Origin of the sequence: Natrarchaeobaculum aegyptiacum (assembly GCF_002156705.1) — an archaeon.
Lineage (GTDB): Archaea > Halobacteriota > Halobacteria > Halobacteriales > Natrialbaceae > Natrarchaeobaculum > Natrarchaeobaculum aegyptiacum.
Window position 1 is genome coordinate 2482095 of record NZ_CP019893.1, and the last position, 23497, is coordinate 2505591.

The following is a 23497-nucleotide window of genomic DNA, read 5'->3' on the forward strand; positions in this document are numbered from 1 at the left end:
GTTCGGTACCAGACCACATATTACTCGCTCGTTGCCCTCAATCGACGGCTTTCACCTGCCTGCCTCGCTCGCGCGCGGTCCTTCCACGGATCGCCAAACGATAGTCTGGGGGAGGGCCGGAAAACGACCTGCCCCAACGCGACCGACTCGAGTCGGGGAGCCGACGACGATTTAGGCCCGTCTCGCCTACCCCACTGCATGAGCGACCTGCCGGACCTCCCCGATTCGTGGGTCGTCTGGGCCGACGGTGACGACGGCCGACTCGTCCTCGCCTATCGCCCCGACGTCTTCGACGCAGGCGAGTACCCCGCCCCCTGCCTCCCCACCCTCTACGTCACCCACGGCCGCCGGACCCGTCGCCCCGGTCGAAACCCCCGGAACACGACCGCCTCGAGCGACTGGTTCGTCACGTTCTACCTCGAGCCGGAGGTCACCCTCGCGAACGATTGCCACTCGAGTCAGGCCGAGGCACTCGCCGCAGCGGGTGACCTCGCTCGCCGGTTCGACGACGGCGAACTGGACTACCGGGGATGCTATCAGGTTCCCCGGGAGGCGTATCTGGATCGGCTGGACGACCTGACTGGTCGGGCGGAATAGGCGTCGATGGACGCGTCCGCGAACGCGTGAGTCTTAACCGCCCGTAGCGAGTACCCCTCGCCATGTCCACCGTCACCCTCCTCGGCCGTCGGCTGGCCGAACCCGGGACCGAATTCGTCTACGAGGGCGAAGCCGACGGCTGTGCGGGCTGTCCCTACCGCAGCCAGTGTCTCAATCTCTCCACTGACACGAAGTACCGCGTCACGAGCGTTCGCGAGAACGCCCAGACCCTCGAGTGCGCGATGCACGACGGTGGCGTCCGCGCCGTCGAGGTCGAACCCGTCTCCGTGCGCGCGAACATCCACGGGAAGGGTGCCTTCGCCGGGAGCAAGGCTGGCCTCCCCGGCCCCTGCCCGTACGTCGAGTGTTCGAGCCACGAGTTCTGTGAACCCGACGGCGTCTCCTTCGACGAGGAGTACCGAATTCGCGAGATTATCGGTGATCCCCCACACGAGGTCTGTCACCTCGACCGCTCGCTCGAACTGGTCGAACTCGACGTGCAGGATTGATCGGCTCGGTCTCCACCTCTCGAGTCGTCCGTCGAATTCCTCCCACAGCTCACGCCGTGGGCTTTCTCCTTGTCCCGCCGTGACTGCGACGGTGACCCCGGCTCCAGCGTCGTCACTCACGACGTCGGTGGGCGCAGAAAAACGTGTACCAGGGGAAGCCAGCGACGCGTCGTGTCGCTTTACTCCTCGCGGACGTCGACGACCAGTACCGGAATCGTCGTCGAGCGCAGTGTTCGTTCGGCGACGCTGCCGAGCAGGACCCGTCGGACGCCGCCGCGACCGGCCGACCCCATCACGATGAGGTCGATGTCGTTTTCGTCACCGTAGGTGGCGATTCGCTTGCGCGGGTTGCCAGCGACGATCGATTCGGTGACCTCGAGGCCGGCTGCTTCGGCTTTCTCGGCGACGGAGCCGGTAGCGATCCGGGCGCGCTCCTCGAGTTCGGGGAGGTCGCTCAGGTCGCCCTGTTTGAAGCGGTCGATCTGTTCGGTGCCGACGGCGACGTCCATCGCGTCGAGGTCGACGACGTACAGCGCGTGGACGTCGGCGTCGTACTGCTGGGCGAGGTCGACGGCGTGTTCGACGGCGGTTTCGGCGACGGTACTTCCATCGGTCGGGACGAGTATGGTGTCGTACATGTGTCGTGTAGTCGTCTCGGTTCTTCGTTCTCGAGGGCTATGGTGGATGTCGTTGGGCGAGGACCGTCAGTTGTTGGGCAGTTCTCAGTTCGTGGTGGTTTGTCGATCAGTCGTCTGCGGGACTCCCTCCGTCGGCTGCGACGTCTTCTGCGGAGTCCATCTGGTGCATCGGCTCGGGGCTGTGACACTGGCGGACGAGTCGTTTGACGTCCTCCGGTGGTTCTTCGGTCAGCAGCGAGACGACGATGATGACTGCGAACACGACCGGGACGCCGATCAGTGCGGAGGCGGTCCCGGGCAGGTACGCGGCGACTTCCGGGATCACGGCAGTCTCGACGCCGGTGTACATCGGAATCGCGGTGTCGTTCAGGATCGCACCGAACGAGATCACCATCCCGACGAGCATGCCGGCGATGGCACCCTCTCTGGTCGTCTTCTCCCACCAGAGCCCGAGGAAGAACACGGGGAAGAAGATCGAGCCCGCGATGGCGAACGACATCGCGACGAGTTCGCCGATGAGCGCCGGCGGGTTCAGGCCGATGATCGTCGTCAGGATACCGATGCCGAGGATCGTCGATCGACCGACGATCAACTGTTCGCGCTGGGTCGCGTTCTCCTTGTAGAGGTTGGTGTAGATGTCGTGTGCAGCCGCCGACGAGGCCGTAATGAACAGGCCGGCGGTCGTCGCCAGTGCCGCGGCGACGGCACCCGCTGCGACCAGTCCGACCAGCCACTCGGGCAGTTCCGCGAGCTGGGCGGTCAACAGCACGATGGAGTCTGCGTCACCGCCGGGCATGTCCATGAAGCTGCCGTCGCCGGGACCGTCGGCGTACAGCAGGCCACCGAAGGCCGCGTACGTCGCGGTGCCCCAGTACAGCAGGCAGATGAAGAACAGTCCCCACACCGTCGACCAGCGGGCCGTCCGCTCGTTGTCGACCGTGTAGAACCGCACCAGCACGTGGGGCAGCCCGCAGGTACCGACGATGAGACTGAACGTCAGTGCGATCCAGCCGTAGTAGCTCGTGAACGCGAACGGCTCGACGAGCTGGGCCTCGAGGCTCGCGGCCTCTGCGACCTGCGGACCGGCCTCGAGGTACGGCACGGCGAGCGACCAGCCCTGTGCCCAGCCGGTCGCGTAGAGGCCGAGCGTGAACGCGATGATCAGGATGATGTACTGGATGGCCATGTTCTTCGTCGTCCCCAGCATGCCGGAGAGGGCGACGTAGCCGATGGTGACGGCCATCAGCAGGATGACGCCAGTCTCGTAGGAGACGCCGAAGATGTACTGGGACATCAGTCCCATGCCGCTGGCCTGTCCAACCGCGTAGACGAACGCGATCACGAGCGTGGTGAACGCCGCGATGCCACGCGCCCAGTCGGAGTAAAACCGGTCACCGACGAAGTCGGGTGCGGTGTACTTTCCGAACCGACGGAACTGGGCGGCCATGAAGATGAGCAGGATGAAGTATCCCGTCGTCCAGCCGACGACGTACGCCAGCCCGAAGTAGCCGATCGTCGCGATCAGTCCGGCCACCCCGAGGTACGACGCGGCACTCATCCAGTTTGCACCGATCGCCATCCCGTTCTCGACCGAGCCGATCGAGCGCCCGGCGACCCACAGTTCGTCGACTGCGGCGACGCGGAAGAAGTACCCCACGCCCAGGAAGAGCGCGAGCATCCCGACCAGGATCAGTGTCGGAACCGTCTTGAACCCGATGTCGAGTGCAGAGTCGAGGACGACCGGATCCATCATCGGTCACCCCCGTCGGCCGCGACCGTCTCGCTCGAGTCGGTCTCGACGTCGTCTTCGTGTGAGATACCGTACTTGGTGTCGAGGCGATCACGCTGGTAGGCGTAGACGGCCGACAGCACCAGCGCGCCGAGGGGTGTCACGACCGCCGTGATGAAGAAGTGCAGCGGGAACCCGCCGAGCACTTCCGTCCCGGTCATGACGTCTGGCGCGATCAGGACCGCCGTCGTCGGGCCGAACACGACGATCGCCCACAGCGCGAACAACCCCCACATCGCACGCAGGTTGTCCCGCATGAACGGCGTCGCGGGCTTGAAGAGGTTGATCTCCTTGTCGAGGTACTGTTCAGTCTTCACGCCGCCGTCCGTCGCGGCGGCGTCTGTCGAATCTCGAGTGGTATTATCTGACATGGTCTTGGTTCGTATCGTGGTCTCGTGTCTCGTGTCTCGTGTCTCGTGGCCTGTGAAATCGAAGAATGGCCGCTGCTCAGTCGCTATCCACCTGCGCAGCGATGTCGTCGACGACGTCCGGATTCCGGAGCGTCGACGTGTTGCCCAGTTCGTTGCCGCTGGCGATGTCCTCGAGTAGCCGCCGCATGATCTTGCCCGAGCGCGTCTTCGGGAGTTCCGGCGTGAAGATCACTTCTTCCGGGCGAGCGATCGGGCCGATCGAATCGTCGATCGATTCCACCACCGCTTGCTCGAGTTCGGCGTCGCCCTCGTAGCCGTCTTCTGGGATCGCGTAGACGTAGACGGCCTCGCCTTTGACCTCGTGGTCACCGCCGACGACGGCGGCTTCGGCGACGCCCTCGACGCCGACGGCCGCGGACTCGATCTCCATCGTCCCGAGGCGGTGGCCCGAGACGTTGATGACGTCGTCGACGCGGCCGAGGACGGTGATGTAGCCGTCCTCGTCGATCTTCGCGCCGTCCTCTGGGAAGTAGACCCACTCGTCGGCGTCGGGGTCTGAGTACTCCTGCCAGTACTCGGAGACGAATCGCTCGTCGTTCCGGTACAGCGTTCGGAGCATCCCGGGCCAGGGCTTCTGAACGGTGAGGTAGCCAGCCTCACCGGCGTCGACCTCCTCGCCTGCCCCGTCGACGATCTGGACGTCGAGCCCGGGGAGTCCCGGTCCAGCGGAGCCGGGTTTCATCTTGCCCACGCCGGGCAGGGTGGTGATCATGTGACCGCCAGTCTCGGTCTGCCACCAGGTGTCGACGACCGGACACTCACCGCCTCCGATGTGCTCGTAGTACCATTTCCACGCGCGCGGGTTGATCGGTTCGCCGACCGTTCCCAGCAGTCGCAGCGAGGAGAGGTCGTGGCGTTCTGGGTACTCCTTGCCCCACTTCATGAACGCCCGGATCGCCGTCGGTGCCGTGTAGAAGACGTCGACGCGGTTCTTCTCGATGATCTCCCAGAACCGGTCTTTGTCCGGATAATCGGGCGTCCCCTCGTACATCACCGTCGTCGTTCCGAGCGCGAGCGGCCCGTACAGGATGTAGGAGTGACCCGTAATCCAGCCGATGTCCGCCGAACACCAGTAGGTGTCTTCCGGCTCGAGGTCGAGGACGGCGTGAGACGTCCAGGCGGCGTACGACAGGTAGCCACCCGTCGTGTGCTTGACGCCTTTCGGCTTGCCGGTCGTCCCCGAGGTGTACATGAGGAACAGCATGTCCTCTGCGTCCCGGGTGACTGGCTCGACCGTCGCACCCGCGTGCTCGTCGACCAGTTCGTCGTAGTCGACCTGATCCGCCGCGAGGTCGTGCTCGAGTGCGTCGCCGAGTCGGTCGACGACGACGGTCGTGGTCTCGTGGTCGACGTCGGTGAGCCCCTCGTTGGTCTTCGAGAGGTGATCGAGCGCGTCGCCGCGCCGGTAATACCCGTCACAGGTGATCAGGTACTCGCTGTCGGCGTCGTTCATCCGGGTCGCGAGCGCGTCCGCGGAGAATCCGGCGAAGACGACCGAGTGGGGTGCGCCGATGCGGGCGCAGGCGAGCATCGCGATGGGCAGCTCCGGCACCATCGGCATGTACATCGTGACGACGTCGTCTTCCTCGACGCCGAGGTCTCGCAGCCCCGCCGCGAAGGCTTCGACCTCGTTCAGAAGGTCACCGTACGTGTACGTGCGCGTCTCACCCAGTTCGCCCTCCCACTTGATCGCCGCCCGGTTTTTCGCCCCGTTCTCGACGTGCCGGTCGAGACAGTTGTACGAGGCGTTCAGCTTCCCGTTCGTGAACCACTGGTAGGTCGGTGCCTCCGACTCGTCTAACACCTCGTCGTAGGACTCCTCCCAGTCGATGAAATCGGCTGCCCGTTCCCAACACTCCGGCCAGTTCTCCTCGAACTCGTCGTAGATGCCCGGATCGGACACGTTCGCCTGCTCGACGAACGACTCGGGCGGCTCGAACGTATCTTGCTCCTCGAGTCGCGCCTCGAGACTGGCTTCCTCCTGTGACATGGTACAGACACACCAAAACCTACTACCATAGTAAAGTGGGTCTCTAGCTGTGCAAAATCATCCGGGTTATGCGCGCCCACCAGACATAGTTTCTCGAATCTATCACAGAAACAATGTCGGTATCGCGCTCTGGACTCGCCACGCTCCGAGTTACGACCGTTCAGAAGCCGTTATTTAACAACTGTTTTACGATAGTTCGACCCGTTCGTTGCGGTGGCTCTAGAGGCTTAGTGTCGACCGGCTCGCGGCCACCACCGGATCACTCCCCATCGATCGTCTCTTCTCCCGGATCGTCGAAGAACGTCCGCAGTAGCTCGTGCTGGCCCTTCCGGAGGTGGTTGTGAAGCGTCGGCGAGGAGATGCCCATCGCGTCGGCGACCTCCTCGGCCGTACTCTCCCGGGGCCAGTCGTAGTACCCGCCGAAGTACGCTGCCCGCAGGGCGGCCTCCTGCCGGTCGGTCAGGCGCTCCTCGAGTCCGTCCCTGAACTCGCGGGCGGTCTGGACGGCGCGTTCGGTCTCGCGCTTGCTGACTACCTCCGAATCGGGGAACGACGCGCGCAGGCCGTCGACGATGGTCCGGAGGTCCGCGTCGGCCGCACACTCGGCGGTGATCGTCGCCACGCCGTCGGCGAAGACGGCGTCGACGACCGTCATGCCGTACTCCGTCAGCGTCAGCGTGGGCGAGGATCCCTCGACGACGAACTCGAGTCGGCAGCCGTCCTCGTCGGTCTCGATGAGCCGACAGTCCTCGATCCCGTGATCGGCGTCGACCAGATCGAACACCGCCGCCGGCTCTGCACCCTCGAGGTAGAGGTAGTACAGTTGCGTCGTCTCCGAAATCGCCACGAGCGAGTCGAGTTCGAATCGACAACCGAGCCGACGGCTCGCGTCGACGAAGAACGATTCGTCGTCCCGACAGACGATCTCGAGTTCGACCACCCGGTCCGACAGCAGGAGGTTCCGCCGGCGGACCGCCCTGATGGCGTAGCCGACCTGCCGAGCGATCGTCTCGAGCCACCGTCGCTCCTCGTCGTCGATCGCTGCCCGCCGGGTTGCGACCGAGAGCGTCCCGTAGGTCGTGTCGCCGTCGGAAAGGGGAACTGACGCGACCGTTCCGTCGAACCGCTCGCCCTCGAGGGTGCCGTCGACAGGGGTCGTGAACACGAGTTCGTTCCGGTCCTCATCGTTCGCGCCGCTGGCTTCGTTGCCTGCCGGTTCACCGATCACGTCGACCGTCGTCGATCGCTTCGGTCCGCCATCGCCGACGACGGCCTGCGCCCCGTCCCAGTCGTCGGGGAGCACCCCGTCGATCGCGTCCGGATCGACGCCGCTTGCAGCCCGTCGTGGCATCGTCCGCTCGTCGACGGTGGTCCGGTCGATCCAGGCGAAGGCGTAGGCGTCACCGTCTACGATCGCCGCACACGCGTTCCGTTCGACGGCTTCGTGGTCCTCCGCGGCGAGCAGTGCCAGGGTGAGCCGACGGTGCCCGCGAGCGACCGCCTCGCGGCGCTCGAGCGTCTCACACCGATCGGTTACCGACTCGAGTTCCTCGTAGAGCGACGAGACGTCGCGCACGAAGACGGCGTAACCACGGTGGCGACCTCGATCGTCCCGCAGCGGGGTGATCACTTCGGTGGCGCGAAACCTCGAGCCGTCCTTGTGGACGCGAAGTCCCTCGGCTTCGTATCCCGACTCCTCGAGTGCTGCTGCGAGCGTCCGCTCCGGCCTTCCGTTCTCGACGGCCTCGTCCGTGTAAAACGCCGAAACGTGCGTGCCGACGATCTCGCCGGCCCGGTAGCCAAAGAGCGCGGCGCCGCTTCGATTCCACCGCTCGACGTAGCCGTCTTCGTCGAGCCGAACCAGCGCGTAGCGGTCGCTCGCGGCGAGCAACAGGCGGATCACGCTGTCGTCGCTCACGGCTGAACCGGTCCCCGGCTGCCCGCCGCTTCGGCTCCGCCGCGGGTCGCCCGGCCGTTCGACCGCCTCGAACGCGTCGACGAGTTCCGTCTCCGTGGGCTCGGGAAGGTACGGCTCGAGCGCTTCGAAACTCTGCCAGCCACCCGCCGCCTTCACGACGCGCGGATTGACGTCGTTTGCGACGAGCGCCCGGTAGAGGAAATACTGTCTGAGGTCACTCGAGGAAATTTCGGCGAGTGAGGGGTCCTCGAAGAGGTCGCTCGCGCGCTCGGCGACGTCGGCGACGAGCATCTGGAGCCGCCGGGGCGTCACCGTGAAGATCCGGTCGGCGGCGGCGAGGTCGTTACTCCGGGCGTACCGCCGGAGCTCGCGCTCGACGTTCGTCGGCAGGTAAGCCGTCCGGCCCGACCGATCCCCGACCGGGGGAACGCGAACGAGATATCGGGGCGGATCCATCCGGACCTGCTCTACGTCCTCGATCGATAGCTCGGCGAGTTCCGCCGGTCGGAGCCCGACCTCGCCACAGAGACGGACCACGAGCGCCTCGCGGTAGGTCTCGGCGGCGTCGAGTAACGACTCGTACTGCCGACGAGAGAGGACGGCGTCCGTCGCCGTCTCGATGGACATACTTCGCCACTTCAGGAGCAACGAACATAATTGTGCCGGGTGATCGAACGAACACCCGGTATATCCGGCTTCCTCACTCGATCCGACGCAATCGGACGTTTCGCGACAGTTGATTCCGCGAAATCAATCCGAGTTCTGGCGCTCGGTCTGGATCTCACCGACGACCTCAGGGTTTCGCAACGCGCTCGTGTCACCGAGTTCTTCGTCGCGGGCGACGTCCTCGAGTAGCCGACGCATGATCTTGCCCGAGCGCGTCTTCGGCAGTTCGGGCGTGAACACCACCTCGCTGGGACGAGCGATCGGGCCGATCGTCGACGTGACGCCCGCGAGGATCGCCCGCCGGAGGTCCTCGCCGGGTTCGACGCCGCCTTCGGTGCTGACGTAGGCGTGCAGTTCGGTCCCCTCGAGTTCGCTCGAGCGCCCGACGACGGCGGCCTCGGCGACGCCGTCGACGTCGGTGATCGCCCCCTCGATTTCGACGGTGCTGAGGCGGCGGCCGGCGACGTTGACGACGTCGTCGACGCGGCCGAGGACGGTGAGGTAGCCGTCTTCGTCGACGCGGGCGGTGTCGCCGCTGAAGTAGATCCACTCGTCGGCTTCTGGGTCCGAAAAGCGCTCCCAGTACTCCTCACGGTAGCGCTCGTCGCCGTCGTAGAGCGTCCGGGCCATGCCGGGCCACGGGCGGGCGAGCGTCAGGTAGCCCGGTTCGCCGGGGTCGACCGATTCGCCGTCTTCGTCGACGACGCGGACGTCGATGCCGGGCAGTGGCGGTCCCGCGGCACCCGGTTTCATCTCGTCGATCCCGGGGAGCGTCGAGACCACGACGCTCCCGGTCTCGGTCTGCCACCAGGTGTCGACGATCGGCGTCTCGCCGTCGCCGACGTGTTCTCGGTACCAGTTCCACGGCCGCGGCCCGATCGGCTCGCCGACGGTCCCCAGCAGTCGCAGCGAGGAGAGGTCGTGGCGCTCGGGATACTCCGTCCCCCACTTCATGAACGCCCGGATCGCCGTCGGCGCCGTGTAGAAGACGTCGACTGCGTTCCGGTCGACGATCTCCCAGAGTCGATCCCGGTCGGGGTAGTCGGGCGTCCCCTCGTAGAGCACCGTCGTCGTTCCGAGCGCGAGCGGCCCGTACACGATGTAGGAGTGGCCCGTGATCCAGCCGATGTCCGCGGCACACCAGTAGGTGTCCTCGGGTTTGACGTCGAGGACGGAACGGGTCGTCCACGCCGCGTGAGCGAGGTAGCCGCCGGTCGTGTGGACGACACCTTTCGGCTCGCCGGTCGTCCCCGAGGTGTACATGACGAACAGGTCGTCCTCGGCGTCCCGACTCACCGGCTCGACCGATTCACCGGCGTAGCGAGTCCGGAGATCGTGGTAGTCCCACTCACTGTCGCCGAGAACGTGGGGGAGGTCCTCGCCCAGCCGATCGACGACGACGGTCGAGACCTCCTGATCGAGGCTGAGGCGGGCGTTGTCGGCCTTGCTCTTCTGGTTGAAGGCGTCGCCGCGGCGGTAGTAGCCGTCACAGGTAACGAGGTACTCGCTGTCGGCGGCGTCCATCCGCGTGGCGAGAGCGTTCGCCGAGAGACCGGCGAACACCACGGAGTGGGGCGCGCCGATGCGGGCGCAGGCGAGCATCGCGATCGGCAACTCGGGGATCATCGGGAGGTAGATCGTCACCACGTCGTCTTCCTCGACGCCGAGGCCGCGGAGGGCGGCGGCGAACTCGTCGACCGCGATCGCGAGGTCCTGATAGGTGTAGGTTTCGCGCTCGCCGCGTTTGCCTTCCCAGCGGATCGCCGCGTGGGTCTTCCGGCCGGCCTCGAGGTGCCGATCGATGCAGTTTGAGGCGGCGTTCAGCCGGCCGCCCGTGAACCACCGGTAGAAGGGTGCATCCTCGTCTTCGAGGACCGTCTCGTAGGGGTCGTCCCACTCGAGCAGTCCAGCCGCTCGCTCCCAGCACTCCGGCCACTCGTCGTCGAAAGCGTCGTGGATCGTCGGGTCCGTAACGGTCGCTTGCTCGACGAACGACGGGGGAGGGCGCTGGGGCGGGCCGGTCGTCGTCGACCGGGACCGTGGCCGCGATCGACGCGGATCGGTGCGATCCTCCATCTCGTTCGTGTTCGAGGGTCGTCAGCCGAATAAACGTTCCTCCAAATCGCTCACGGTCGCCCGGATTCGACGGTGACGACCCGGGCGTGAGTGTGCTCACTCGGACTCGGTCATCGAGTCGACGTCCGTGACGTCGGCGTCGTCGGGGTCGTCGTCCGGCTGCCGAACGACGTAGACGTCGTATCGCTGTCCCTTCGCGACGGGGCTGCCGACGCTGGACTGGGGGGCGATGACCGATCCGGCGTTCTCCGAGCCGATGAAGACGACGCTCGCTTCGATCTCGGCTGCAACGCGGCGGATCTCCCGGACGACCTGCGTCGTGGCGGTCGCGGTCGGCTCGTCGGAACTCACTCGCTTGGTTCGAAACGTCGTCTCGGGGGCGACCTCGTCGGCTCTGGTCTGCAAGCCGGCGGCGATCGTGTCGGGATCGAACGGTTCACCCTGGGTAATCCAGTTGCGCTCCCGGGCGTACTCGGCGTCGTCTGGAATCACCGTCAGGACCACCACCTCTTCGTCGAGCAACTCACCGAACGTGGCTGCCTTCTCGAGTGCCTCTCTCGCCAGCGCAGAACCGTCGTACGGAACGAGTAACGTCATCGTCGGATACCACCACGACCGCGGAGGTAAATGTTCGGCTTCGAACATCCGCGAAGCGGACGACGGCATCACGGTTTTGCCATCCTCGTGGTCCGTGCAGGTCGTTCGTGCGGAAGCGTTTGCCAGTGACGTGGGTCCAGAACGTGTTCGCGATAGCGAGGACGAACCACCACAGCAGCCACTCTCAGTCGTCCTGCTCGGTCGCCGCGTCGACGACGGTCACCGGCCGGTCGGCGAGTCGGACGACCCGATCGACCGTGCTCCCCAGCAGTGCACCCTTGAACGACGATCGGCCCTGTGAGCCGACGACGACGACGTCGACGTCCCGGTCGGCCGCGAGCGCGAGAATCTCCTCGTGGGGAACCCCCGACATGATCCTCGTCTCGAGCGCGACGCCTGCTTCACTGGCCAGCCCCTCGGCGTCCTCGAGCCACGATCGGGCCCGCTCCCGGCGCTGTTCGTCGACCGTCTCGGGATCGACGATGGCGTTGTCGTAGCCGGTCCGGGTCTCGAGGACCGCGACGGCGGTCACGTCGGCATCGAGGCTGGCTGCGAGACTGATCGCGTGGCTCACGGCTGCGTCTGCGGCCTCGCTGCCGTCGGTCGCGACGAGGATCGAGTCGTACATGCGCGCCGATACGGTCCGACACCTCTTGGGACTACCCCTCCTCGCGGGCGTACGATAACCGGGGCGCGCACGAACCGGCAGTCTGCCGCCCACGGCACGAGACTGCAGGACCAGCCCCTGCCCCTTTGCCCGTCGCGGTAGCCAGCCGACCTATGTCGAACGTCTCCGACGCCGTCGAGAAGCGACTCGAGTCCGAGCCGCTGATGGCCCATCTCGCGACGAGCGTGGACGACCGGCCCCACGTCGCGCCAGTCTGGTACCGGTACGACGACGGGACGATCGAGATCGTGACGACGGGACGGAAACTCGCGAACGTCCGGGAGAACCCACGGGTCGCGCTCTCGATACAGGCCGCCGAAGGCGGCGACCCCGAGTGGACGGTGACGCTGCTCGGAAGGGCGACGATCGTCGACGACGAGGCGGAGAGTCGGCAGGCTCGAGCCCGAATCCACGAGAAGTACGACGCCGACGCCTCGTCCTACAGCGAGAACGTGCTGGTTCGGATCGACGTCGGATCGGCGAGCCTCCAGACCTACTGAGCCAGATCGTCCACTGGGCCCGTCAGGACCCGTCGCCTTCCACTCGCTCTCGAGCCGCCGCGACGACCAGCGGCAGCGACACCGTGGCGTCGCCGTAGACCGAGGCGTTCTCGGCATCGCGCTCGAGTTTGCCCCACGAGCGGGCTTCCTCGAGGGTTGCCCCGGAGAGGCCGCCGCTCTGTTTCGGGTCCATGGTGAGCTGGACGGCGTAGTCGTACGCCCGCGGGGTGACGAGCATCGTCTGGAGGGTGTAGTTCTTCGGGACGCCACCGCCGACGACGAACGCGCCAGCGCCGTCGGCATCGAAGGCCACGTCGGTGATGTCGGTCATGTCCGAGAGGGCGTCGAGCGTGAACGACGTCGTCTGGGAGTACATCCACGCCTGCAGGCCGAGGACGGAGTCCTGAACGGCGGGACAGTAGATCGGGACGTCCGATTCGTAGGCCGCGGCGGCGATCCCCGGGTCCTCGTCGACGTCGTCGCGCTCGTTGACCGCGGCGTTGGCCCGACCGAGTTCTTCGGTCAATCGCTGGATCGAGACCGACCCCTTCTCGCGGTTCGCACCGCTCGAGGATTCCGAGGCGCGTGACGCCTCGCTCCCCTCGCACTCGGCCTCGAGCGGCGGGAAGACCTCCTCGCGCAGGTGCGATTCGAAGGTGGCGAAGAACTCCTGTGGGAGGTAGACGTTGTAGATGCGGTCGACGCCCTCGTCACGGAGGGTCTCGTCGTGTTCGCGTTCGCTCATCCCCTCGGGGGTGACCTCGCCGTGGTGGTGCTTGCCGCCGATGGCCTCGATCGAGTCGTGGGTGAGGTTTGCCCCCGTCGTTACCAGCACGTCGATGTAGCCGTCGCGGATGAGATCCGAGACGATCCGGCGCATGCCGGCCGGGACCATCGCCCCCGCGAGCGAGAAGAAGACCGTCACGTCGTCGTCACCGAACATCGTCGCGGCCACGTCGACGGCCTCGTTGAGGTTCGCAGCGCCGACGCCGGCGTGTCCGTACTGGTCGGCGAGGTCGCCGACGCTCATCCCCCCAGTCACGCTGGCGTGACCGATGGGGTCATGGGAGAACGTCTCCCGTTCGGGTTCGTAACCGTGCTCGTGGGCGTCTTCGTCCTCGTCGCTCATACTCCGGTCTGGGTCGGCCAGCGGTTTGAACGCCGCGGTTCGGCCGTCAACTGTCCGGTCCCCGGGCGCGGCCGTTTCCCTTCTCGTCGTGAGAGGTGCATGCAGTCACGAGACGGGCATGGCTGGTCGGTCAGGTCACGGCCTCGAGTCGGCGTCGACCGATTCTCGACGCACTCCTGGTCGGATTCGGGTCCAACGAAGGAATCGAGCGGGGTCGGCAGCGGGGTGGAATCGGGAGCACGCGACGTGGGAGTCGGAATCGACGGCAGCGACGGGCTATTCCCACCCCGTCTCAGGACACGGAAGCGATCTCGAGCCGACTGGCAGGCGACTCGAGGCGAGAGACGGCTGCGAGTCGATCAGCAGCTCCGTGACGGGTCGCTCGCGGCAGCGCCGACGGACTCGCCCTCGTAGAAGAGGCCGACCGTCGCCTCACCGTCGGGAGCGGGGACCCGGAACGTCTCCGCGCTCGCGAGGGAGTCGGGCACGGTGACGAGCCCTGTCTGTCCCGTCTCGGCGACGTAGTAGACGAACGTCAGGTCGTCGTCGGTGCCGTTGTGGACGTAGAACTCGGCCATGCCCTCCGTGGCGTCGTAACACTCGAAGGAGAAACCGATCTGGGTGCGCGGGATGCACTCTCCGCCCCCGCTCTCCCTGATATCGAGTTGCTTGCCGTCGGCCCAGATGCTGACCGTCGCCTCGCCTTCCGGCGCCATGACCTCGATGTAGGTCGCGCTCCTGGCTTCGACGTTGATCGTACGCGCGTCGTCGAACTCGCCGTCTTCGACCTGGGAAACGACCTCGACGGGCTTCGGGTTCGTGTTGTTCACCCGGAACCGGGCCATCCCGCGCTCGCTGTCGACGCAGACCGGCGACAGCGAGATGTTCTCGAGGTCGATCGTCCCGTCCCACTCGAAGGTGCGCTGGTACGGCGCTGCGCACTCGTTGGGGTTCTGGATGGTCGTGCCGTCGATCGTGACGGAGATGACCTTGTCGCCGGCGGTGATCGGCCGGTCGTAGAACTGGTACGGGTTGAACGTCCACGCGTAGACGTCCTGGACGTCGTCGTAGCCGTGGAGCGTCGACGTCAGGAGGTCGTCGACCGTGATCGTTCGGTAGATGTTCTCGATCCGTTCCGTGCGGGCGTTGTACATTCTGACGCGGACGGACTTGAGGTAGCCGCCGCGTTCCCTGACGACGGGAGCCGAAGCGACGGCGCCGTCTGCGTCGCCACCGACGACGGGGAAGTGTGCAACGCCGTCGTCGACCGGGATCGTGACGCTGTGGGCACCCGAATGTGCAACCGGGATGAGCAGGTGGCCGCCGTTGACCAGCGGGATCTTGTAGGCCCCATCGTGTTTCCCGTCGGTCGGGACCACGATCGAGTCCTCGGTCGTCTTCTGCAGCGGCACGCGCACGACCTGTGGGGTCTGGACGAGGCTATCTCTGTCCTGAACGACGACGTCGACGTAGCCGTCGGTCGGGTTGAAGTTCCCGATCGGAAGCGCGATGGCAGTGTCGGTCCCGTCTGCGGTCGGGATGAGCATGACGTCGTTGGTCGCGCTGACGGGGATCTCGAGGGAGTGGCTGTCTTTCTTCGTGATCCCAACCTCGACGAAGCCATCGGCCTCCGGCGCGACGTAGCCGGGATCGAAGTGGACGGCCATCGAGTAGCACTCCCAGAAGTCGATCGCCTGGACGCCGTGGATCTCGCCGACGCCGTCGGCACCGTTTTTCTTTCCGTCGTCCTTCTTGCCGCCTTTGTCGTGTTTCTTGCCGGCACTCGCACCGGTCGCGCCGAGGGCGATACCGCCGAAGAGCGCCCCGGACGTTGCGATACCTTTGAGGCTCGTTCGCCTGGAGATTCGATGTTCGTCTGACATGGTGTCGGTCGTCCCGCCTCTGGCGGCGACGCCGCCAGACCAGCGAGTATCCCCTGCTGCACCGTACCGACGTTTTGTAATCGAGGAACTACCCGATAGAATGACAATTCTAACGCCGAGACCATTCGCAGATTCCAACTGTCACAGTTCCTGACCGGGACAAACGGCTGTATTCCGCTCACAACGCGGAGAAAGCGGCGGCTATCGCCGATCCGATTCGGTCGCCCGCGACGACGCGCACGAAAACCTGCGGTGAAGAGGTACACGTCGAACTGTGCCGGACTGCTATCGGGGTCGATCGAGGGCTGGCGGCCCCCTCGAGTGGCTCTTCCCCACCGACGGCGTCGTCACTCGACTCCACACCGTCTCGTGGTGTCCGTCCACCGGCGTCACCCGGAGAAGTGCCTCCGTACTGGACTCGAGCGTCCCGTACGACGTCACTACCCCGGTCACCACGGGGATGGTACGCGCTGGTTCACTCACTGGCCCGCGAGACAGTCCGGCCCTACTCGAGTCGGATCCGTGCCTGACCGGTTCGTCGGCGGTCGAAGGTACCAGCTACCGGGGCCGAGTCGGAAACGGATACCTGCAACCGTCCGGACGGCCTCACAGCCCGGTCGGCGACTCGAGGTAGGTCGTCTCGAGGTCGGGGTGCCACGTCTCGAGTCGCGACTGGAGCGAGCGAACGCCGAACGTCTCGGTGGCGTAGTGGCCGGCCAGGACGACGCTGACGCCAGCTTCCTTCGCCTCGTGGTAGACCGGGTGTTTGCCCTCGCCGGTCACCAGCGCGTCGGCACCGACGTCGACGGCTTCCTCGAGCCAGTCGGTGCCGCTGCCGGTGACGATCGCGACCTCCTCGATCTCGTCGGGTCCAAACGGGAGGAGTCGAACGTCTCCTTCGCCCGTCTCGAGCGAGTCGACGAGTCGGTCGCGGAGTTCGTCGGGTGCGTACGCGGTGGGCGCGCTCCCGCGCTGGCCGATGTGTTCGGGCCCGAGTTCGCCAAACGGCTCGCGACCCTCGAGCTCGAGCACGTCGGCGACGCCGGCAGCGTTGCCGAGATCGGGGTGGGCGTCCAGTGGCAGGTGCGAGACGTACAGTGCGAGGTCGTTCTCGAGCAGCCGCGAGAGGTGGTCGTAGGTGCGACCGGTGACCCGGTCGAATCCACCCCAGGAGATACCGTGGTGGACGACGAGCAGGTCCGCGCCGGCCTCGGTCGCCCGGTCGAAGGTCTCCGCGACGCCGTCGACGGCGAACGCGACGTGATCGACGGTCGTTTCCTCGGGGCCGACCTGCAACCCGTTCGCGCTCGCGTCGAGGTCGGCGAAGTCGGCCGTCCGCAGTTCCTCGTCGAGCCGGTCGACGAGCGTCGACAGCTGTGGCATAGTCCGAGAGAGGGGCCCCGGGGACTGGACGTTTGTGGTTCGTGACTGGTCCCGCCGTCTGGCGACAGCGCTGACGGAACAGTCCTCAGGAACTCGAGGGCGGACCGTCGCCCCGACTGTGACCGTCACCACTGCCTGTGTTCAGGTTCAGTCGCGCCGCGAGAACCGACGGAAAACGGTCTCCTACCTCCTCGGGAACGACGATAACGTTCTCCGCGGGACGGTAGTCGATCACGTCGTGATCGTGGAGAAATGGCAGGTGGTTGTGGACTAGCTGGCTCTCGAGGTGGTACTCGTCTACGGCGACGCCAGAACCGTCGCTCGAGTCGGCGGCTGTTCGTGCAAGGTCACGAGCGAGGCTCCCGACGGTGCGTCGTTCGCCCGGAGTCAACTGTTCGAGAAGCCGGCGGCGACAGGGGTTGGCACAGATCGCGTACGCCGCGTCACGAGAAAGCGGATCCGGGTTGCTCGAGACCACCGGACGGAGTGGCGGATGCTAGCCCCCCAACACTTGCCCCAAACTGGTTGGGTATGCCAGCGACGGACGAGCGGTCGTCCTCGACCGGTGGCCACCTGTGGGGTCCTCGAACGATACCTGGCGGGGTGGCCTCGATACGTCACTCCGCGGCCGCCGAGAAGACGAACTCACGGAGGAGTTTCCCGGCCAGCGCCGCGGCCTGCCCGTCGTCGCGATCGTTCACCTCGACGACGTCGAACCCACTCGCGTCCGGGGCCACTTCGCGGACCACGTCGCGCAGTTCGCGTGGTTCGAGGCCGAACGGTTCCGTCGTTCCCGTTCCCGGTGCGTAGCCGGGGTCGGCAGCGTCGACGTCGACGCTCAGGTAGGCCTCGCGGTCCTCGAGGGCGTCCCCGACCGACCAGTCGGCGACGTCTTCGGGTGCGACGACGGTCACGTCGTCTTCCTCGGCGCGTTCCCACTCGGCTTTGCTTCCCGTCCGGATTCCGAGGAGGATCACCTCCTCGACCGACTCGACCTCGAGAATGCGACGCGTCACCGAGGCGTGTGAGAACTCGTTGCCGTCGTAGGCGTCGTAGAGGTCGAGGTGTGCGTCGAGGCAGACGAACACCTCGGGGGAAACGGCGCGGACGCCCGCGAGTGAGACGGTATGTTCGCCGCCGAGTGTCAGGGGGACGGCGTCGTCCCAGACTACGTCGCGGAGCGTGCCCTCGAGCCACTCGAGGTACTCCTCGACGTCGTCCCAGGCACGGACGTCGCCGTGGTCGGCGACGCCGAGGTCCGAAAAGTGCTGGTCGGTTCGACGGTCGTAGTCGTCGAACGGCTCCGCAAAGGTCCGAATGCGCCGGGGGCCGAACCTGGTCCCCGGCTGAAAGGTCGTCGATACGTCCAGGGGCGCACCGACGACAACGAAGTTCGCGTCCTCGGCGTCGGTATCGGCCGACTCGGCCGCGTTGGACTCGGTCCGCTGGTAGTCGGTCGCCCCGGGAAACATCAGACGATCTTGCGCTGGTCGTCCATCTCGAGGAATTCGATCTCGTCGTCGGGGGAGACGTCCTCGTCCTCGGGAACGCGCATCGTCATGGTCTCGTAGGTCTCGAGGTCCATCACCTGCATGTCGTCGCCGTCGACGGAGACGACCTGGCCCTGTTTGCGCTCGATGATCGGAACCCAGATCTTCGCGTCGACGGGCTGGGAGAGCGAGCGCTTCTTGCCGTCGAAGACGCCGCGAGCGTCGATGCGGGCCTTCGCGCTGCCGTGTTTTCCGGGCTTTGCGGTCGAGTAGGAGTCGATCTTACACGCCGCGTCGTCGATCATCACGTAGCTGCCTTCCTGGAGGTCGCGAACTTCTTGCTGCTGTTTCGCCATGCGGCGGGATAATCAACCGACGGCCATAAACCGTTTGGAATCGCCGCTCACCTGAGCCCGCCGTGGCGCGGCTAACGCGGTCGATCCCCGGGGCCTCTGTTTTCAGTCTCGGCAGTTCGTGGACCGCATCCCTCCGCCGAAACGACCACGGCGCTGGCAGCGCAACGCTCGAGCGACATCGATGCTCGACGCGGTCGACGCCTCGACGCTCGCGGTCGTGTTCGCCGTCCTCGTCGGAGCCACCGCACTGGTCGGCTACCGCCGCCTGCAGACGCGGGCCCAGCGTGCACTCGCTGCCGACCTCGAGTCCCGTCTCGCAGCCGAGATCCGGACGGGGATCGCCTCCCACCTCGAGCGGCCACCGCGCGTGCGGACGATCAGACGCGTCGACGAGGCCCGCAACGAAGAGCCAGCCGTCGTTCCCGTCGTCCGCGTCGACCTCGAGACGGCCGACACGCCGGGGACGGAACTGGCCTGCGAGTACGTCGCCGACGTTCTCCGAGCGGTCCATCCCGCGTGCCGCGAGCGCGCGATTTCAGTTCAGCGCTACGAACTCGAGTTCGGGGTCGGCCCCGGTGGCCTCCTCGTCGGTGGGGAGTGCCGGCGGATCGACGTTCCGCCCGCGCTGGCCGACCGGGTGGTCGACGAGGGCGAGTATCGCGCGTTCGATCTGCATCGAGACCTGAAACGGCGTAGTCTCGACGAGGATTCCACGGCTGTGTTGTGGGTGCCCTGCTGATATTCCTGAGGTCAAAATCCCCCAACTGTTATACTCTCCATGCACGTACCATGCATTAGGTATGGCGACGACGACGATCAGTTTGACAGAGGAGGCCTACGAAAGCCTGAAAGCGCTAAAAGAGGATGACGAGAGCTTCAGCGATGTCGTGCAGCGTCTCACTGGGGCTGAGCGTGACAAAATGAAGGGGTTCGGTTCGTGGGCGGACTCGGGTCTTCGCGAGGAAGTTGCGTCGTATCGGGACGGGTTCGAGACCGATGCCGCAGAACGGATCGATGAACTGTCTTGATACCAGCGTCATCGTCGATTACCTGCACGGGATTGACGAGGTTGGAGCCTACGTTCGCGCACACGAATCTGAACCGCTCTTCGCACCGACGATCTCACTTCAGGAGACGTTCGTCGGTGCAGTGAGAACGCGGGGTTCCGAGGGACTCGAACGGGTTCGGGCAGATCTCGACTGGATCGAGCCGATCGATCTTACGGTCGACGCTGCCGCAGAAGCGGCGGTAATCGATAACGAGCTACACCGCGAGGGAACTCCCATCGGTTCTCTCGATACGCTCATCGCAGGCACCGTCAGAGCGGCCGGCGGAACGTTAGTAACGAGGGATCGCCACTTCGAACGGGTCGACGGGCTCGAGGTCACGCACATCGACTGATACGAATTACTGTAACGGTTTACCGACGCAACCGCGACCCGTGCGGCGGTTGCGTCGGCAACGACTTACAGTAAACCGTATGAGTTGTCGGTTCGCTGGATTCGACGTTCCGTCGTGTTTACTCCCACCGAAACCCGACCGTCTCCGCAGGGGGCTCGAGCGGGCTCGCCGGCAATCCATCGCCGACCTCGGGGTCGTTGTACGCTTGCGGGGCGATGTCGTTCGGTCCGTCGGGGTAACACAGCGCGGCGAGCACCTGAAGCTGGCCGCGGCCGACGCCGAGTTCGAACTGGCCGCCGCCGTACAGGCGAATCTCGTGCTCCTCGCAGTAGTCGAGCGTCTCGAGCAGTGACTCGAGCGAGCCAAAGCGGGAGGGTTTGATGTTCAGCCAGTCCGGCTCCCACGGGAGGGCCTCGACGTCTGCGAGCCCGTGGATCGGCGCGTCCCACGAGACGCGCGACCGCACTGCCGGATCGTCGAACAGCGGCTCCGTCTCGGGCGTCAGGGCGGGATCTTCGATGATCGCGCTCGGGAACGCCTCGATGACGCGCTCGTAGAGGTCCGGGTCGGCGGGAACGTCGACGTCGGTTCCCTCGTACTGGCCTTTCAGGTCGAGAATCCGGACCGACTCTGCGCCGACTGTCTCACGGATCGACGTGACGACCTCGTCGTCCCACTCGAGCGTCGGATCGAGCTTGAACTCGACGCCGGGAACGCGGCTACGAAGTTGCTCGAGTCGGTCGGTCGTCGGCGGTTCCCCGAGTCGCGTACTGGTGACGAACCGAACGGGCTCCGCGTCGCGCTCGAGCAGCGCCGGAAGGCTGGTCTCGGCCTGCCGGAGCGCGAGGTCGAGAGCGGCCGCCTCGAGCGCCCAGCGTCGGTAGTGGGTGAACGCGTCGCGGTCTGGCACACCGTCTGGAAAGAGCTCCAGCGTCTCGAGCCGATCGGCGAACGACGAGAGCGTGTACTCACCCGAGAGGTCGGGAAGCCCGCGCTCGGCCAGCGCGTCGTGGGGTTCGACGTCGTAGATGACGTCCTCGCCGCGCCCCGCTCGTCTCGTCCCGTCGTCTCCGGGGCCGACGAGCGTGATTTCGGTCGTCACCCGGGTAAAGTCGCTCGAGGTCTCGCGTTCGCGCCGGGTCGTCTCGAGGTCGGTCACCGTCAGTTCGAGCTCGGGAAGCCGATCGACGTTCATACCCACTCCTCTCGGGGGAGGATCAAGACGCTGGTGGGGGGATTCCGACACGTGTCACTGCTCTTCTTCTCGTTGCTGCTGCCGGAGTCGCTGACGGCCGATCTGGGGCCTGACCCGGGTCTTCCGTCGTTTGCGGAACGTCCGGTAGAGCTGGATCGTCACGATCACCGAAAAGACGGCCGCGACGACCGACGCCTCCGGTGCCTCGAGTGCGTAGAGGACGCCCATCGAGAACAGCGACATGGTGAGCAACATGCCGTAGATCAGCCGTTTGGCGAGGTTACCGAAGACGCCTTCGGGGTCCTCGACGCCGATCCTGACGTAGAGGTCGTCGCGCTCGAGACGGTCGAGCGCTCGCTCGGTCTTGGGCGCGAGTCGGGTGAGCGATTCGCCGGTTCGACGCAACTGGTCGCCCGTCTCGGCGGCGTACTGCCGGATCGACTCCTCGCGGTAGCCCTGTTCGGTGAGGTAGGCCGTCGCCGTCGAGATGAAGTCGAACTCGGGATCTAACGTGACACAGACGCCCTCGACGACGGTCGCGACCCGCAGGACGAGCGCGAGGTTCTTCGGAAGTCGGAACGGGAACTCGTAGATCGAGTCTTCGATCTGGCCGACGATCTGCTGGACCCGGTACTGTTCGACGTCCTCGCCGCGGGCGTTCTGGATGGCCAGTTCCATCACGTCGGCCATCGTCCCCCGGTCGGCCTCCGGGCTCAGGGTTCCGATCTCGATCAGCGCATCGAGGATGGCGTCGATGTCCTGGTTCGCGACCGCGACGTAGAAGTCGACGATCTTCCCCTGGACGAACTCGTCGACCCGGCCGGACATTCCGAAATCGTAGAAGACGATTCGCCCGTCGTCGGTCACCGCGAGATTCCCCGGGTGTGGGTCGGCGTGGAACACACCGTCGTCGATGATCATCTGCAGGTAGGCCCGCTCCAGGTGTTCCGCGAGCTGTGTCCGGTCGATGCCCTTTCGCTCGAGCGTCTCGACGTCGGTGATCTTCGTGCCGCCGACGTACTCCATCGTCAGCACCCGCCGGTTCGAGTACTCCTCGTGGACGTCGGGGACGACGAACCGCTCGTCGCCGGCGAAGTTCGACCTGATCTCGGTGAGCATCGCGGCCTCGCGTTCGTAGTCCATCTCCTCACGGATCGTCTTCGCGAACTCGTCGGCGAGGTTCTCGAGGGAGAACGCCCGCGAGTCGTCGACGAAGTACAGCAGGATCGGCAACGACCAGCGGATGACTCGCAGGTCCGTCTCGACGAGTGACTCGACGTTCGGCCGGCGAACCTTCACCGCGACCGGCTCGCCCTCGAGTTGTGCCCGGTAGACCTGCCCGAGACTCGCGCCGCTGATCGCTTCGGTGTCGAACTCGTCGAACGCCTCCTCGACGGGGCCGAGTTCGTCCTCGAGCACCTCGCGGGCCTCCGGCCACGGCGCTGGCGGCACCTCGTCTTGCAGGGCCGAGAGGACGTCGATGTACGCTGGCGGCAGAATGTCTGGCCGCGTCGAAAGTAGCTGGCCGAGTTTGATGAACGTGGGCCCGAGAGTCAGCAGCGACTCGAGGAGAACCTCTGCCCGCTCGCGCTGGGTAGCCGGGTCGACGCGCCGCCTGGAGCCGAAGAGGAGGAATCGTCGCCGGTCGCGGGCGTAGGCGAGAAAGATCGGAAGAAAGTGCCACGCGACGACGACGAACCGTCTGTACGCGCGCAGGGAGGCCAGCCTCGGTCACCTCGGTTCGGCGTCGGTGGTGTCTGGGTCGGTTGGATCGTCGGGATCGGTGGTCGAATCGCCGCCAGCATCGTCGTCCGTGGCGGCCCGACGACCCCGTCCCTCGGCGACGTCGATCGTCGTCTCGTACCGCTCGGGCTCACGGGGGACGACCACCTCGAGGATGCCGCGATCGACCGTCACCTCGAGGCCGTCGGCGCTTGCGTCGTCGGGCAGTGGGAGGTCGACGTCGACGAGCGTCGGCCGGTGCTCTTCGACGTAACTGTACTCCCCCGCGTCGGGTTTCTCCCGGCTGGCGTCGATCACCAGTCGGTCGGCAGTCGCCTCGACCGTGACCGAGTCGTCGGTTACGCCGGGAAGGTCCACCACGTACAGGTACGCCGACTCGCTCTCGAGGAGGTCGAAGAAGACGTCGTCGGCGAGATCGGCGACTGCGTCGCGAAGGGCACCCATTGATACGGGTTCTGGTTCGAACGCCGTGACGAAAAAGGCCGCGGTCGCGGTCATCGCTCGAGACACGGGGAGTCCCGCACGTTTTTTGCCTCGCG

23 protein-coding genes are annotated in these 23497 nt (G+C 66.0%); 6 read left to right on the plus strand and 17 right to left on the minus strand.

What is annotated here, in order from left to right; genetic code table 11:
• Positions 1-198 precede the first annotated feature (198 nt).
• Together B1756_RS12095 and B1756_RS12100 are read left to right on the plus strand one after the other, a co-directional pair.
• Entirely contained in the window at positions 199-597 is a 399-nt protein-coding gene (locus B1756_RS12095; RefSeq protein ID WP_086888770.1) for a DUF5820 family protein, read from the plus strand.
• Positions 598-659: 62 nt separating this feature from the next.
• Entirely contained in the window at positions 660-1106 is a 447-nt protein-coding gene (locus B1756_RS12100) for a UPF0179 family protein (RefSeq protein ID WP_086888771.1), read from the plus strand.
• A gap of 179 nt (positions 1107-1285) precedes the next feature.
• On the opposite strand, the gene B1756_RS12105 is transcribed toward B1756_RS12100, so the two are convergent.
• From B1756_RS12105 to B1756_RS12140, 8 genes are all read right to left on the minus strand, one after another.
• Complete coding sequence (locus tag B1756_RS12105) at positions 1286-1744, minus strand: universal stress protein (protein WP_086888772.1); 459 nt, start codon at positions 1742-1744, stop codon at positions 1286-1288.
• Between the two features lie 106 nt (positions 1745-1850).
• Positions 1851-3497, minus strand: coding sequence for a solute symporter family protein (locus tag B1756_RS12110; RefSeq protein ID WP_086888773.1), 1647 nt, complete (start codon positions 3495-3497; stop codon positions 1851-1853).
• The gene (locus tag B1756_RS12115; RefSeq protein ID WP_086888774.1) at positions 3494-3904 is read right to left on the minus strand and encodes a DUF4212 domain-containing protein; all 411 of its coding nucleotides are present in this window, start codon (positions 3902-3904) and stop codon (positions 3494-3496) included. Before B1756_RS12115 ends, B1756_RS12110 begins: the two co-directional genes overlap by 4 nt.
• 76 nt (positions 3905-3980) lie before the next feature.
• Positions 3981-5954: an acetate--CoA ligase gene (gene acs / locus B1756_RS12120; protein WP_086888775.1), complete on the minus strand. Its 1974-nt coding sequence runs from the start codon at positions 5952-5954 to the stop codon at positions 3981-3983.
• Positions 5955-6213: 259 nt separating this feature from the next.
• Positions 6214-8499, minus strand: a complete 2286-nt coding sequence (locus B1756_RS12125; protein WP_086888776.1) for a bacterio-opsin activator domain-containing protein — start codon at positions 8497-8499, stop codon at positions 6214-6216.
• A 123-nt stretch (positions 8500-8622) separates the two neighbouring features.
• A complete protein-coding gene (gene acs / locus B1756_RS12130) occupies positions 8623-10614 on the minus strand; it encodes an acetate--CoA ligase (protein ID WP_086888777.1) in 1992 nt (663 codons plus the stop codon).
• Positions 10615-10710: 96 nt separating this feature from the next.
• Positions 10711-11211 carry a universal stress protein gene (locus B1756_RS12135; protein WP_086888778.1) on the minus strand — a complete coding sequence of 167 codons (501 nt, stop codon included), beginning with the start codon at positions 11209-11211 and terminating at the stop codon, positions 10711-10713.
• Between the two features lie 184 nt (positions 11212-11395).
• On the minus strand, positions 11396-11839 hold the full coding sequence (locus B1756_RS12140) for a universal stress protein (RefSeq protein WP_086888779.1): 444 nt from the start codon (positions 11837-11839) through the stop codon (positions 11396-11398).
• A 152-nt stretch (positions 11840-11991) separates the two neighbouring features.
• Here B1756_RS12140 and B1756_RS12145 point away from each other — a divergent pair, with 152 nt between their 5' ends.
• Complete coding sequence (locus tag B1756_RS12145) at positions 11992-12378, plus strand: pyridoxamine 5'-phosphate oxidase family protein (protein ID WP_086888780.1); 387 nt, start codon at positions 11992-11994, stop codon at positions 12376-12378.
• 22 nt (positions 12379-12400) lie between these two features.
• On the opposite strand, the gene B1756_RS12150 is transcribed toward B1756_RS12145, so the two are convergent.
• The 6 genes from B1756_RS12150 to B1756_RS12180 all read right to left on the minus strand — a co-directional run bounded on the left by B1756_RS12150 (position 12401) and on the right by B1756_RS12180 (position 18619).
• Positions 12401-13507: a deoxyhypusine synthase gene (locus tag B1756_RS12150; protein ID WP_086888781.1), complete on the minus strand. Its 1107-nt coding sequence runs from the start codon at positions 13505-13507 to the stop codon at positions 12401-12403.
• Between the two features lie 359 nt (positions 13508-13866).
• Positions 13867-15390, minus strand: a complete 1524-nt coding sequence (locus B1756_RS12155) for a hypothetical protein (RefSeq protein ID WP_086888782.1) — start codon at positions 15388-15390, stop codon at positions 13867-13869.
• A 606-nt stretch (positions 15391-15996) separates the two neighbouring features.
• The gene (locus tag B1756_RS12165; protein WP_086888784.1) at positions 15997-16773 is read right to left on the minus strand and encodes a Nif3-like dinuclear metal center hexameric protein; all 777 of its coding nucleotides are present in this window, start codon (positions 16771-16773) and stop codon (positions 15997-15999) included.
• An 85-nt stretch (positions 16774-16858) separates the two neighbouring features.
• Positions 16859-17251 carry a DUF7344 domain-containing protein gene (locus tag B1756_RS12170; RefSeq protein WP_086888785.1) on the minus strand — a complete coding sequence of 131 codons (393 nt, stop codon included), beginning with the start codon at positions 17249-17251 and terminating at the stop codon, positions 16859-16861.
• 139 nt (positions 17252-17390) lie between these two features.
• On the minus strand, positions 17391-18245 hold the full coding sequence (gene speB / locus B1756_RS12175) for an agmatinase (RefSeq protein ID WP_086888786.1): 855 nt from the start codon (positions 18243-18245) through the stop codon (positions 17391-17393).
• Entirely contained in the window at positions 18245-18619 is a 375-nt protein-coding gene (locus tag B1756_RS12180; protein WP_086888787.1) for a translation initiation factor IF-5A, read from the minus strand. Before B1756_RS12180 ends, speB begins: the two co-directional genes overlap by 1 nt.
• A gap of 181 nt (positions 18620-18800) precedes the next feature.
• On the opposite strand from B1756_RS12180, the gene B1756_RS12185 reads away from it, so the two are divergent.
• From B1756_RS12185 to B1756_RS12195, 3 genes are all read left to right on the plus strand, one after another.
• The gene (locus tag B1756_RS12185) at positions 18801-19358 is read left to right on the plus strand and encodes a hypothetical protein (RefSeq protein ID WP_086888788.1); all 558 of its coding nucleotides are present in this window, start codon (positions 18801-18803) and stop codon (positions 19356-19358) included.
• A gap of 61 nt (positions 19359-19419) precedes the next feature.
• The gene (locus B1756_RS12190) at positions 19420-19647 is read left to right on the plus strand and encodes an antitoxin VapB family protein (protein ID WP_086888789.1); all 228 of its coding nucleotides are present in this window, start codon (positions 19420-19422) and stop codon (positions 19645-19647) included.
• Positions 19634-20020: a type II toxin-antitoxin system VapC family toxin gene (locus B1756_RS12195; RefSeq protein WP_086888790.1), complete on the plus strand. Its 387-nt coding sequence runs from the start codon at positions 19634-19636 to the stop codon at positions 20018-20020. The genes B1756_RS12190 and B1756_RS12195 overlap by 14 nt, the downstream gene beginning before the upstream one ends.
• A gap of 118 nt (positions 20021-20138) precedes the next feature.
• On the opposite strand, the gene B1756_RS12200 is transcribed toward B1756_RS12195, so the two are convergent.
• The 3 genes from B1756_RS12200 to B1756_RS12210 form a co-directional block, all read right to left on the minus strand.
• Positions 20139-21215: an enolase-like domain-containing protein gene (locus tag B1756_RS12200; RefSeq protein ID WP_086888791.1), complete on the minus strand. Its 1077-nt coding sequence runs from the start codon at positions 21213-21215 to the stop codon at positions 20139-20141.
• 54 nt (positions 21216-21269) lie between these two features.
• Positions 21270-22883: an ABC1 kinase family protein gene (locus B1756_RS12205; protein ID WP_228434613.1), complete on the minus strand. Its 1614-nt coding sequence runs from the start codon at positions 22881-22883 to the stop codon at positions 21270-21272.
• 63 nt (positions 22884-22946) lie between these two features.
• Positions 22947-23456, minus strand: coding sequence for an Hsp20/alpha crystallin family protein (locus B1756_RS12210; protein WP_228434356.1), 510 nt, complete (start codon positions 23454-23456; stop codon positions 22947-22949).
• Positions 23457-23497: the final 41 nt, after the last annotated feature.

What these genes read in the sequence shown, in the direction of transcription:
- acs (WP_086888775.1), bottom strand. Translation starts at nt 5,954, where the DNA reads ATGTCACAGGAGGAAGCCAGTCTCGAGGCGCGACTCGAGGAGCAAGAT.
- B1756_RS12140 (WP_086888779.1), bottom strand. Translation starts at nt 11,839, where the DNA reads ATGTACGACTCGATCCTCGTCGCGACCGACGGCAGCGAGGCCGCAGAC.
- B1756_RS12105 (WP_086888772.1), bottom strand. Translation starts at nt 1,744, where the DNA reads ATGTACGACACCATACTCGTCCCGACCGATGGAAGTACCGTCGCCGAA.
- B1756_RS12125 (WP_086888776.1), bottom strand. Translation starts at nt 8,499, where the DNA reads ATGTCCATCGAGACGGCGACGGACGCCGTCCTCTCTCGTCGGCAGTAC.
- B1756_RS12150 (WP_086888781.1), bottom strand. Translation starts at nt 13,507, where the DNA reads ATGAGCGACGAGGACGAAGACGCCCACGAGCACGGTTACGAACCCGAA.
- B1756_RS12210 (WP_228434356.1), bottom strand. Translation starts at nt 23,456, where the DNA reads ATGACCGCGACCGCGGCCTTTTTCGTCACGGCGTTCGAACCAGAACCC.
- B1756_RS12115 (WP_086888774.1), bottom strand. Translation starts at nt 3,904, where the DNA reads ATGTCAGATAATACCACTCGAGATTCGACAGACGCCGCCGCGACGGAC.
- B1756_RS12195 (WP_086888790.1), top strand. Translation starts at nt 19,634, where the DNA reads ATGAACTGTCTTGATACCAGCGTCATCGTCGATTACCTGCACGGGATT.
- B1756_RS12190 (WP_086888789.1), top strand. Translation starts at nt 19,420, where the DNA reads ATGGCGACGACGACGATCAGTTTGACAGAGGAGGCCTACGAAAGCCTG.
- B1756_RS12200 (WP_086888791.1), bottom strand. Translation starts at nt 21,215, where the DNA reads ATGAACGTCGATCGGCTTCCCGAGCTCGAACTGACGGTGACCGACCTC.
- B1756_RS12165 (WP_086888784.1), bottom strand. Translation starts at nt 16,773, where the DNA reads ATGCCACAGCTGTCGACGCTCGTCGACCGGCTCGACGAGGAACTGCGG.
- B1756_RS12180 (WP_086888787.1), bottom strand. Translation starts at nt 18,619, where the DNA reads ATGGCGAAACAGCAGCAAGAAGTTCGCGACCTCCAGGAAGGCAGCTAC.
- B1756_RS12185 (WP_086888788.1), top strand. Translation starts at nt 18,801, where the DNA reads ATGCTCGACGCGGTCGACGCCTCGACGCTCGCGGTCGTGTTCGCCGTC.
- B1756_RS12155 (WP_086888782.1), bottom strand. Translation starts at nt 15,390, where the DNA reads ATGTCAGACGAACATCGAATCTCCAGGCGAACGAGCCTCAAAGGTATC.
- B1756_RS12100 (WP_086888771.1), top strand. Translation starts at nt 660, where the DNA reads ATGTCCACCGTCACCCTCCTCGGCCGTCGGCTGGCCGAACCCGGGACC.
- B1756_RS12145 (WP_086888780.1), top strand. Translation starts at nt 11,992, where the DNA reads ATGTCGAACGTCTCCGACGCCGTCGAGAAGCGACTCGAGTCCGAGCCG.
- B1756_RS12110 (WP_086888773.1), bottom strand. Translation starts at nt 3,497, where the DNA reads ATGATGGATCCGGTCGTCCTCGACTCTGCACTCGACATCGGGTTCAAG.
- acs (WP_086888777.1), bottom strand. Translation starts at nt 10,614, where the DNA reads ATGGAGGATCGCACCGATCCGCGTCGATCGCGGCCACGGTCCCGGTCG.
- speB (WP_086888786.1), bottom strand. Translation starts at nt 18,245, where the DNA reads ATGTTTCCCGGGGCGACCGACTACCAGCGGACCGAGTCCAACGCGGCC.
- B1756_RS12095 (WP_086888770.1), top strand. Translation starts at nt 199, where the DNA reads ATGAGCGACCTGCCGGACCTCCCCGATTCGTGGGTCGTCTGGGCCGAC.
- B1756_RS12135 (WP_086888778.1), bottom strand. Translation starts at nt 11,211, where the DNA reads ATGACGTTACTCGTTCCGTACGACGGTTCTGCGCTGGCGAGAGAGGCA.